This is a genomic window from Bradyrhizobium sp. CCBAU 11357, from assembly GCF_028128865.1.
Taxonomy (GTDB): Bacteria; Pseudomonadota; Alphaproteobacteria; order Rhizobiales; family Xanthobacteraceae; genus Bradyrhizobium.
Genome location: NZ_LBJW01000112.1, coordinates 404,963 through 414,674, shown reverse-complemented (window position 1 = coordinate 414,674; position 9,712 = coordinate 404,963). Strand labels below are relative to the sequence as shown.

The window sequence follows — 9,712 nt, the reverse complement described above, 5'->3', positions numbered from 1 at the left end:
CGTCACCGCCTCGGCGGTGACAGGCATGCCGTCACGGAATTTGCCCATCAGGGTCTCGCCGGCATGTGCCAGCGCTTCCAGCCGCGGCAGGCCGAGAAAGCCGCAGGTGCCCTTGATGGTGTGGACCAGGCGGAAGATGTTATCCAGGATCTTGGCGTTGTTCGGCTCCTGCTCGAACTTCACCAGCTGATTGTCCACGGTGTCCAGGCTCTCGCTGGTCTCCGTCAGAAACTCCCGCAACAGATCATCCATGAGCTACGCCTTACTGACCTGGGCCGCAAACGCGACGTCCGAGCCACCCTCGGCACGGACGGAAGCCCCTATCCTGGATCGTTAGACATCCCCTTTCACAGTCCCGTTAATTTCATCCTCCGTGCTACTACGGATATTGAAGAGAAGTTTGCGGTTCTGCCGCATGCTGCAGCGCTTTTCGACAAAACCGCCTCCGCGCCGCAACGGCGGGAGCCGCGCGGTAAACGAGCCGATAATTGCGCGACGAGGCGCGTGGGAAAGTCCTGCTCGCAAAGAACAATAGGGCCGGCCCGCAGGCGGTTGGCGCGGGCCGCCCGCAACCGGCGGCGCTCTCGCCGCGCGCGCTCTTGAACGTTTCTTGGGCGCTGCCGCGATTTGCGCGATCCACGCTTGAGGTAAACGAAGGGTTACCCTGCGGCCGAAGCGGCTCGTGCGGCGCTAACCGAGCTGCACGGCCGTGGCAATGTCGGAGCGGGGGCGATGCTCTGCCAGGCAATCGTTGATGGCGGCGAGCAGCGCGTGCGGCGTGAACGGCTTGCGCAGACAACGCGCGGCGCCGAGCTCCAGCGCCATCCGCAGGAAGTCGGGCGCGGGCGAGTTCAGATTTGCGAAAGCGTAGCCGGACATCGCAATCAGCGGAATCACCGGCGCCTGCTCGTGGAAAATCCGGATCGATTCGAACCCGCGCATGTGCGGCATGAAGATGTCGATGATCATCAGATCGAATTGCTTGTCCTCGAGGACGCGCAGTCCGGCTTCACCGCCCTCGGCGATCGTCACCCGAAAATTGTTGCGCTGGAGGTAGACCTCGATGGCCATGCACACCATCGGGTCATCGTCGACGACGAGAATTGGCGCAGATCGTCTCGCCCCAATTGAGCTTCCCGTTTCGGCGATTCAACGATTGAACCGTGGGGCACGCCTTTCTCCTTTGGTTTCGATGAGGGATGGAACGAACGTCGTTTGCGGAAGCGGACAAGGCGACGCGCACCGGCGCGATGGCCAGCGCGGATGCAGTGCCTTCCAGCTCCTGAGGCCCCCTTGCCGCTAATTCCCGCGTACGCGTTGCAGGACGGCCGCCTCGCCAGCGAATCAGTGTGCGCTTCTTAATTCCGCCGCAAATGAGACAGCCTGTCTGCCTCTAACGGGTATATGGACGTCACCACAACCTTCAGATTAGTATTTGCGCGCCGTGCACTTGAGTGACGAAAGCCGCCCGCCCACCTTCCATCGAGCCCGCCGGATTGACCTGCATGACCGTGAGCGGGCCCCCGCCCGATGAACTGCTGCAACTGCTCGACGCGGCAGATTTCGATTTGCTGCGTCCGTATCTCGCGACGGTCGAAATGGTCAGTGAATCTGTCGTGGGCGAGGTCGGCATTGCGTCGAGACACGTCTACTTCCCGCATGGTGGATCCTGTTCGGTCAGGGTGAGCCTGTCCGAAGGACAGACGATCGAAATTGCGATGCTGGGCCGCGACGGCGTCGTGGGGACCGGTGCGGCACTTGCCGACCGCATCTCGCCGATGGACGCGGTTGTGCTGTTCCCAGGCCTTGGTGGCAAGACGGGAGCACGATGCGCGCCCACTATGCCGACGTGCACGCAGCGTCGACACATCGCCAGGGCCGGACAACTTGTCTCAATTGCCAATATATCCCGGCGCGAAGATGATGGAACTTACCCGCACACGACGTCATCCGCGCGCTGCGAATTCGAAGGCGCATGGGAACGGGGAGGCAGCCTTGGAAACGATGATGCGTCCATCCAACGGTTTCCTGTCCGCATTGTCGGCGGACGATTATGAATTGATCCGCCCGCACCTGCGAACGGCGGATCTGCCCCACGAGGCGGTGCTGGTCGAGACCGGCGAGACGCTCAGGCGCGCCTATTTTCCTCACCGCGGCGTCATCTCGCTGGTCGTGGAACTGGCCAAGGGCGAGCATGTGCAAGTCGCCATGATCGGCCGCGACAGCCTGCTCGGGACGCTCGCCATCGTGGGCGATGCGTGTGCGTTGAACACCGCCATCGTGCTGGTGCCCGGCGTCGCCTCGGTGGTGGATCTGGACCGCCTGCGCATGGCCGCCGACCAGAGCAGCACCCTGCGCGCACAGCTCTCGCGCCACGGGCTGGCGGTCTACGCCCAGGTGCAGCAGACCGCGGGCTGCAACGCCGCCCATCCGGTGGAGTCGCGGCTGTCGCGCTGCCTGCTGCACACTCATGATCTGTCGGGCGAGTCGCGTCTGCTGCTGACCCAGGAGACCATGGCCCAGATGATCGGGGCCCGGCGCAACAGCGTGTCGCTGGTCGCCAACTCCCTGCAGCAGGCCAATTTCATCCACTACAGCCGCGGACACATCCAGATCACCAACCTCGACGGGCTGCGCCAGACGGCGTGCGAATGCTACGCCGCCGTGAAGGGCCAGTACGACCGGCTGCTCGGCCCGCCCTGAACGCCGCGCGCGCTTGGTAAACCGCGGGCTAATTCCGGCCGGCAAACACCGGCCATCCTGCTACCGGAACTGAAATTCGAATGCCGTAGACACGCGACATGCCTCGCACGGCGACGTGCCGCGCGACAACGAACCGGGATCAAGGCAGGCAAGGCCATGTTTGACGTCACCGTCGCGCTTGCGAAGGCACTCGATGCCGAACCCGCGCGGGAGCCGGGTGCGTACGAGATCCTGGTGCGCGAGATCGGCGAGGCCGGTGCCGGCGAAGTGCGCGACGTGTTCTGGAGCGAGACCTGCGCACGCCTGCAATTGTTCCGCACGCTCTCGCCTGCGCAGCATCACGCGAAGATCGCGCGCGAAGCGCATTCGTTGAAGAGCGCGGCCGGAACGTTCGGCTATCTCAGACTCGCAGCGCTGGCACTGCGGTTGGAGAAAACCGCGGAGAGCCTCGGCGAGGCCGAATTCCACGCGCTCCTGGACCTGATGGATGCCGCCTACGCCGCCGCGCACGCGCAGGAGCCGCAAGGCTAGGTTCGCCCTCGTCACGTTAGTTCGGTTGAAAACCCTCCGAACTACCCGCACGTGTATTCCCGCCGTACTTCTACGGTTTGCGATTTTCACAGATGGCTAATCATAGCTGGCGATAGTCCCGGAAAACCAGGAGGGTTTTCCATGTTCACCTACGAGACCGCAGACCAGAAGGAGGTCCGTCGCTTCCGCATCGCACAGTTCAACGGCCGGATGGCGACGGTGAGGGCCGGCGAGTCGACCGTGACCGGTTTCGTGCGCTCGGTGCTGGAGCAGGAATCGAGCATGCCTCCCCGCTGGACCATCACGATCATTCCGAGCGCGCCGAAGGAAGAGATCAAGCCGCTGCGTCCCGCCTCGCGCGCACGTCCGTTCGCCGAAGACTATTTCTGAGCGCTACGGATTTCCAAACTCTCGAGATGGATTTCGGCATCTCGTCCGCGCCGCCCGAGGGCGGCGCAACCAGCCCTGCTCAGTCGATCGCATGCAAGAGCGCCGCACGGACGAGGTCCGCGGTGTTGCGCGCACCGAGCTTGCGCATCGCCTCGGCGCGATGACTCTCGAAGGTGCGCGGACTGATCTGCATGCGCAGCGCGCCCTGCTTGTTCGAGTAGCCTTCGCTGATCAGCCTCAGCACCTCGCGCTCGCGCTTGGTCAGCCGCTTCTGGCCGGACGGGCCGAGCAGATCGGCGCTCGGTGCGCGCGGCGGCTGCAGCACGCGGGCGGCCCTCGATTCTGCCTCCTCGGTGCTGGACGGGGCCGACAAGCCGCCCTTGTGAGCGCCGGCGAGCTGCTTGACCAGGCCGCAAACGCGCTCGGTCTGTGCCAGCGCGTTCTCCACCACCCGCTGCAGATAGGCGCGATCGCCCATGGCGGGGACGAGCTGATCGCTGTGATGCTTGATCTCGCCCATGTAGAGCAGCAGCGCGGTCAGGGGGCCGTTGAGCTCGCGAGCGATCGCAGCCGCCATTTCGTCGGCCGCCCGCGCACGAACGGCGCTCAGACGGACGAAATCGGGCTCTTCAGCTGAAGCAGCGCTTTCGTGCCATTCCGACGGCCGCGAATCGGTGGCCGTATCATTCTGTGACCCCATGTCACTCGTTTACCGGAACCGGGGCGGGTCTGTGATTAACTTTCTGCTCCGTAAGACTACGGTGATTTAGGCCCTTTTACGCTAAAATGACGGCTTCGGCACAATTTGTGCTTGCGCGACGTCGCACGCGACTATGTAGCGGTTGAGTTTTCTGCCCAGATCCTGGTCTCGGACGAGGAAAAGCTCCTCGTGCGGCCGCCTTGCTCCGACATCCGCCCCCCGGATTTTACGGATTAATTAACGGCGACTTGCTTCTCTAGGGAGGTTGAGAGCGCGCAAATGCCTCCACGCATTGGGCCCGCAAGCCCGCGGGCCACGCTGCGAAAGATTGCGTGCCATGGACGAGATCGATCGGCTGTCGGAATTTCTGCAGAGGCTGACGCCGCTGTCGCGCAGCTGTCTGCTCAGCGAGCTCGAGCGGCTCGAGCTGTGCGGCATCGACATGCCCGGTTCGGCCGACATCCAGGCCCGCTTGCGCGCCGAATTCCGCAAGGACGGATCGACCCAGGCGCGCGCCACCAGCCCGTCGCGCTATTTCTTCGCACCGCTGGAGCTGCTGCTGATCGACGGCGCGCCCGAGCATGCCAACATGGGGCGGATCTCGCGCAACACCCTCACCCCGATCTGGGAGTGGATCTGCCGCGACCTGCTGCCGACCATGGCGCGCGACTACATCAAGGCGATCGGCGACCAGGTCGCCGCCAACAACCCGAAGGAAGTGCAGAAGATCGCCTCGACCTTCCAGACCAAGGTCGTCAAGGTCCTCGAGAGCACCCTCACCTCGCCCGAGAGCGCCGAATCTGCGCGCGCCAAGCTCGGGCAATATACGGCCTCGCGCACCGCTTTCGACGACGTCTTGAAGATGCTGCATGTGTTGCGCGCCGGCGATGCGCTACCGAAATTCAACGCGAAGCTGCCCGAGAAGATCGGGAAGTTCGACGACGGCCAGGTCGCCCAGATTACCGCGCAGCTCGACGCCTTCAAGAAGGCCCATCCCCAGGCGCTGCCCTTCGCGCTGGCGCTGGTGGCGCGACGCCTGAAGACCTCATGGCAATTGGTGCGGCTTGCCACCAGGGCCGCTGCGAGCAAGGCCGCCGCAGACGTCGCCGCCACACCCTATGCCTGTGTCGTGCCCATGGTCCTCGACCGGCTCGACGACAAGCGCCTCGCGCTTCGTGTCGCACTCCGGCACAACCGGGTGCTGATCGCCCGCGACCTGCTCGCTGAAATCTATGACACCGAATATGCGCTCAAGGTTCGTATCGACGGCATCGAGCATTGCGAATGGGGCGTCCGCCTGCAGCAATTGATGGACGCGATCGCGGCGCTGGTCTCCGCCGAGGTGAGCCGCTTCCCCTCCAATGTCGGCCACATTCTCGGCTCGCGGCGGCTGCGCAGCCACGACACGATCGGCGGCAAGCTGAGCTATCTGGCCTGGAAGGGACGCGACGCGATGCAGGACGGCGCGGCGGCGTTCCGCAAATTGATCGGGCAGACCTAGATCGGATTTGGCCGCGAAAAGCCACAGTGCGCCGCGCGGCTAACGCGGCAGACACAGGAAGCGATCCATGAATCGCCCTGACAGCACGAACCTGAACCACCAATACATCATTCGCCGCATCGACATAGCTGTAGTCCTCGACAGCCCTCCACCGGCTCGGGGGACCTTTAGCGCGAGTGCAGCAACGCGCGTGTGATGTACTTCACATTCTTGGCCGCTAGCCCGGACCCGTTGTCGCAGAATCGTCACGCGCGGAAGGCCGCGACGCGCGCATCGCGGGAAGGCGCGAGCTGAAAGTCGCCGCCGATTAACGCTGCGCCGGCTTCATCGCCGCCTCGGAGCAACCGCGCGCGTGCATCCTTCGACGCCGTCGAGCGGCAAGTCGCGCGCCAAGCACGCGCGGAGGCATTTCACCTGCAACAACCGGCGCTGCGCCTGTGGTGCCCGGGTATGCGAATTCTTTTTGAAGATTCTGTCGACAAATTAGCTCGAATTGCAGGGCTTAACGTTACTCAGATAATTCAAGAACGATGTGAAGCTCTCCTTATTTGAACCCACGCTCCGCGGTTATGAAACCGTCACGGAACGGGAGTGGTGTTGCAATGAACGATGGGATGACTGAGCTCGTCGGACGAAGGCCTGTGACCTTCGGACGACGAAAGGTGACGCCGCGCGCCTGCGTGGCCGACAGCAAGCGTCACCTGCGCGCCTTTCTCAGCGAGATCCTCGAAGATCTCGGCTTCGTCACCTGCGAATGCGCCAGCGCCGACGAGCTCAAGACCGTGCTCGCCAGCGAACTGCCCGACCTGATCCTGCTCGGCGTCGCCGCCGACGGCATCGAGCCGGGACGATTCCTCGAAATCCTGGTGCGCGAGGCGTTTGCCGGCAAGGTTCTCGCCGTCGGCGCCCGCGATTCGATCATCGTCAAAGCCGTGCGGCAGGTCGGTGAGGAATACGGCCTTGCGATGCTGCCGCCGCTGACGACGCCCTTTGCCGCGGAGACGCTGCGCGAGCGCGTTGCCATGCTGCTGCCGGAGGAGCCGGCACCGAGCCCGGCCGTGCATGTCGGCGAGGCCTTGCATGCCGGCTGGCTCGAGCTCTGGTACCAGCCCAAGATCGACGCGCGCACGCTGGTGCGCAACGGCGCCGAGGCCTTGGTGCGGATGCGGCATCCGACCTGGGGCGTGGTGCCGCCGGCCTATTTCATCCCGGAGCCGCACGATCCGCATTTTCGCGCGCTGTCGGAGTTCGTGATCGATCGCGCCATGCAGGACTGGCACTATCTTTTGGAGCAACAAAGTCCGGTCGACCTGTCGATCAATCTTCCCGCCTCCTATCTCAGGGAGCCGCAGGCGGTGCGCGATCTCTGCCGCCGCGTGCCGACGCACCCGGCCTTCGGCGGACTGACGGTCGAGATCGACAGCGAGGAGGCGATCCGCGAGCTCGATCTCCTGGGCGAGGTCGCGCGCGAGGTCGGCCTGCACAATATCGGCCTGTCGATCGACAATCTCGGCGCCAACTGGCCCTCGCTGATGGACCTGGACAAGATTCCCTTCGTCAAGCTGAAGGCCGATCGGCAATTCGTCACCGGCAGCGGCGGCGACCGGCTGAAGCGCACGGTGTGCCGTCACATCGTCGAGCTGGCGCAGGGCTTTGGCGCGCGCGCGGTGGCGCAAGGGGTCGAAAGCCGCGCCGATCTCGTCGCCGCGAACGAGCTCGGCTTCGACCTCGTGCAGGGCTTTCTGTTCGGCAAGCCGATGCCGCTGAAGAAGTTTGCACGGAGCGCGCTGACGCGAACCGTGATGGGATGAGCGCGTCGCGCTCCCAGCCTCGAGAGCGCGACGCGAGCCGTCTCGCAACTACGCGGTTGCGGCGCGGAGATTTGTCGTCGATCGAATCACGCCAGGCTTGTCCGCCGCGCCGCCTTCGTCAGGCTGGTCGACGTGGAGCGCGAAGCCGCGCGCTCCGGGCGACTCGAGCCCGGCGCGGAGCTGCATGCTTGGGATGACGTAATCGCCGCCATTCTGGCGCCGATAGGGAATCGGCATGGTCGTCGCGAGCGTTCGCATCCTCTCGCGCAGGCGTTCGGCCGTCGCGCCGAAAGCGGCTTCATCGAGCTTGTCGACCTGATAGGCCACGAACGGCGGCAGGACGTCATAGCCGGGATAATAGAGAATGCCGTGATTGATCGGAAACAGCAGGTCGTCGATCGGCCCATTGATGCCGCGGGCGGAATAATGGTCCTGCCAGCCGCCGGCGGTCACGATCAGCATCGCGCGCTTGCCCACCAAGGTCCCCTCGCCGTAACGGTCGCCCCAGCGCTTGTCGCTGTGCTCGCCGACGCCATAGGCGAAGCCGTAGGCGAACACGCGGTCGACCCAGCCCTTGAGGATCGCAGGCATGCTGAACCACCACAGCGGAAATTGCAGGATCAGAACATCGGCCCACAGCAGCTTGTCGATCTCGCCCTTGACGTCGGCGGTCAGCGTGCCCGCCTCGAACGCCTGCTTGGATGCCGCGGCGACCCCAAGACGCGCATCGATCGGCAGCGACGGGAAGTCGCCGCGATCGACCTCGGACTTCCAGCCCTCGGCATAGAGGTCGGAGACCCGCACCTCGTGTCCCTGCGCCTCGAGCTCTCGGATGGCGATATCCCGGAGCGAGCCGTTCAGCGAGCGCGCTTCAGGATGAGCATAGACGATCAACACTTTCATGTTCAGCACCATTGGATTGATGATTTGCGATCGGCAGATAGCGCGGAGGATCGCGATCCGGTAGAAGCGGCCAATGGATAAGATTGTGCCGGAAAATGGATAGGTCGGAGGTTACGCTCGAGCGCATGCGCAGCTTCGTGCGCGTCGCCGAGCGCGGAAGCCTGTCCGCGGTCGCGCGCGAGCTCGGGGTCGGCCAATCCACGGTGACGCGGCACATTCGGGAGCTGGAGCAGGCGGTCGGCGTGCCGCTGCTCACCAGGACCACGCGCAGGGTCACCATGACGGCGGAGGGCCGCAATTACCACGCCGACTGCGTGCATATCCTGCGTCTCGTCGAGCAGGCCGGCGACGAGGCGCGCTCGACGCGCGGCGCGCCGGCCGGAACTGTCCGGGTCTCCTGCACCGCCGCGTTCGGGGTGCTCCACGTCAGCCGCTTCATCTTCACCTTTCAGGACACTTATCCGGACGTGTCGGTCGACCTCAGCCTGACGGACGAGCGGATCGACCTCGTCAGGGAGGGCGTCGATGTCGCACTCCGTTTGGGGCCGCTCGCCGAGAGCTCGATGAAGCTGAAGTCGCTTGGCCAGTCGCGGCGGCTGCTTGTGGCCGCACCCGGCTATCTTGCCGCGCGTGGCCGGCCCGCGCGTCCGCAAGACCTCGCCAAGCACGAGGGCGTTCGGATGTCCAACATCGCCGGCAGCGATGTCCTCGTGCTGCAGGGCCGCCGCGGTGGCCGCCATGCGATACCCTTCAGCGGGCGGCTGCGCCTGGATCACGGGCTGGCCGCGCGTGAGGCGCTCGCAGCCGGCCGCGGCATTGCCCCGGCGCATCTTTGGCTGGTCAGCGACCTGCTCGCGGACGGCAGCCTCGAACGCGTGCTTCCGGACTATTCGCCGCCGCCCGTTCCGCTGAACATGCTGATCGTGCCGGAGCGGTCCGGCATTGCGCGCGTGCGCCTCTTGGTCGATTTCCTTGCCGAGCAGATCGCGCGATTACCCGGGATCGAAAAGCCTCAATCCGGCAGGAAGTAGAACAAGCGGGTTGTCCTCACGCAAACCGCCGCGCGGCGCTCTGATCTGGTGCCGTGACGGATGAACGCTTCGCGGTCTGCCATGGAACAACAAAAGTGCGAAAACAACCCCATGCACAGTAGACGGGGGTTGCAAGATCAAT

At 64.6% G+C, this 9,712-nt stretch carries 11 protein-coding genes; 7 read left to right on the top strand and 4 right to left on the bottom strand.

From position 1 onward, the window contains the following. Positions 1 to 252: Hpt domain-containing protein (locus tag XI05_RS35940; protein ID WP_271510545.1), on the bottom strand; the 252-nt coding region annotated here is incomplete at its 3' end. 438 nt (positions 253 to 690) lie between these two features. Continuing rightward, positions 691 to 1,071: a response regulator gene (locus tag XI05_RS35935; protein ID WP_271510543.1), complete on the bottom strand. Its 381-nt coding sequence runs from the start codon at positions 1,069 to 1,071 to the stop codon at positions 691 to 693. Positions 1,072 to 1,454: 383 nt separating this feature from the next. Here XI05_RS35935 and XI05_RS35930 point away from each other — a divergent pair, with 383 nt between their 5' ends. From XI05_RS35930 to XI05_RS35915, 4 genes are all read left to right on the top strand, one after another. Next, positions 1,455 to 2,057 carry a hypothetical protein gene (locus tag XI05_RS35930; protein WP_271510541.1) on the top strand — a complete coding sequence of 201 codons (603 nt, stop codon included), beginning with the start codon at positions 1,455 to 1,457 and terminating at the stop codon, positions 2,055 to 2,057. Beyond that, on the top strand, positions 2,005 to 2,703 hold the full coding sequence (locus XI05_RS35925; RefSeq protein WP_271510569.1) for a Crp/Fnr family transcriptional regulator: 699 nt from the start codon (positions 2,005 to 2,007) through the stop codon (positions 2,701 to 2,703). The genes XI05_RS35930 and XI05_RS35925 overlap by 53 nt, the downstream gene beginning before the upstream one ends. Before the next feature lie 156 nt (positions 2,704 to 2,859). Further along, on the top strand, positions 2,860 to 3,234 hold the full coding sequence (locus tag XI05_RS35920) for an Hpt domain-containing protein (RefSeq protein WP_271510539.1): 375 nt from the start codon (positions 2,860 to 2,862) through the stop codon (positions 3,232 to 3,234). Positions 3,235 to 3,375: 141 nt separating this feature from the next. Further along, on the top strand, positions 3,376 to 3,624 hold the full coding sequence (locus tag XI05_RS35915; protein ID WP_271510537.1) for a hypothetical protein: 249 nt from the start codon (positions 3,376 to 3,378) through the stop codon (positions 3,622 to 3,624). Between the two features lie 79 nt (positions 3,625 to 3,703). Here the strand turns inward: XI05_RS35915 and XI05_RS35910 are convergent, their stop codons facing one another. Beyond that, entirely contained in the window at positions 3,704 to 4,324 is a 621-nt protein-coding gene (locus tag XI05_RS35910) for a LuxR family transcriptional regulator (RefSeq protein ID WP_271510535.1), read from the bottom strand. A gap of 337 nt (positions 4,325 to 4,661) precedes the next feature. Between XI05_RS35910 and XI05_RS35905 the strand changes: the two genes are divergently transcribed. Both XI05_RS35905 and XI05_RS35900 read left to right on the top strand, forming a co-directional pair. Beyond that, complete coding sequence (locus XI05_RS35905; RefSeq protein WP_271510533.1) at positions 4,662 to 5,825, top strand: hypothetical protein; 1,164 nt, start codon at positions 4,662 to 4,664, stop codon at positions 5,823 to 5,825. Positions 5,826 to 6,427: 602 nt separating this feature from the next. Then, a complete protein-coding gene (locus XI05_RS35900; RefSeq protein WP_271510531.1) occupies positions 6,428 to 7,636 on the top strand; it encodes an EAL domain-containing response regulator in 1,209 nt (402 codons plus the stop codon). 48 nt (positions 7,637 to 7,684) lie between these two features. Here the strand turns inward: XI05_RS35900 and XI05_RS35895 are convergent, their stop codons facing one another. Then, a complete protein-coding gene (locus XI05_RS35895; protein ID WP_271510529.1) occupies positions 7,685 to 8,539 on the bottom strand; it encodes an NAD(P)H-dependent oxidoreductase in 855 nt (284 codons plus the stop codon). A gap of 95 nt (positions 8,540 to 8,634) precedes the next feature. Between XI05_RS35895 and XI05_RS35890 the strand changes: the two genes are divergently transcribed. After that, positions 8,635 to 9,570 (top strand): LysR family transcriptional regulator, encoded by a 936-nt coding sequence (locus XI05_RS35890; RefSeq protein ID WP_271510527.1) that lies wholly within the window; start codon positions 8,635 to 8,637, stop codon positions 9,568 to 9,570. Positions 9,571 to 9,712 lie beyond the last annotated feature (142 nt).

Excerpts from the sequence above, each read along its gene's own strand:
- XI05_RS35935 (WP_271510543.1), bottom strand. The coding sequence starts at position 1,071 with ATGGCCATCGAGGTCTACCTCCAGCGCAACAATTTTCGGGTGACGATC.
- XI05_RS35925 (WP_271510569.1), top strand. The coding sequence starts at position 2,005 with ATGATGCGTCCATCCAACGGTTTCCTGTCCGCATTGTCGGCGGACGAT.
- XI05_RS35920 (WP_271510539.1), top strand. The coding sequence starts at position 2,860 with ATGTTTGACGTCACCGTCGCGCTTGCGAAGGCACTCGATGCCGAACCC.
- XI05_RS35915 (WP_271510537.1), top strand. The coding sequence starts at position 3,376 with ATGTTCACCTACGAGACCGCAGACCAGAAGGAGGTCCGTCGCTTCCGC.
- XI05_RS35910 (WP_271510535.1), bottom strand. The coding sequence starts at position 4,324 with ATGGGGTCACAGAATGATACGGCCACCGATTCGCGGCCGTCGGAATGG.
- XI05_RS35905 (WP_271510533.1), top strand. The coding sequence starts at position 4,662 with ATGGACGAGATCGATCGGCTGTCGGAATTTCTGCAGAGGCTGACGCCG.
- XI05_RS35900 (WP_271510531.1), top strand. The coding sequence starts at position 6,428 with ATGAACGATGGGATGACTGAGCTCGTCGGACGAAGGCCTGTGACCTTC.
- XI05_RS35895 (WP_271510529.1), bottom strand. The coding sequence starts at position 8,539 with ATGAAAGTGTTGATCGTCTATGCTCATCCTGAAGCGCGCTCGCTGAAC.
- XI05_RS35890 (WP_271510527.1), top strand. The coding sequence starts at position 8,635 with ATGGATAGGTCGGAGGTTACGCTCGAGCGCATGCGCAGCTTCGTGCGC.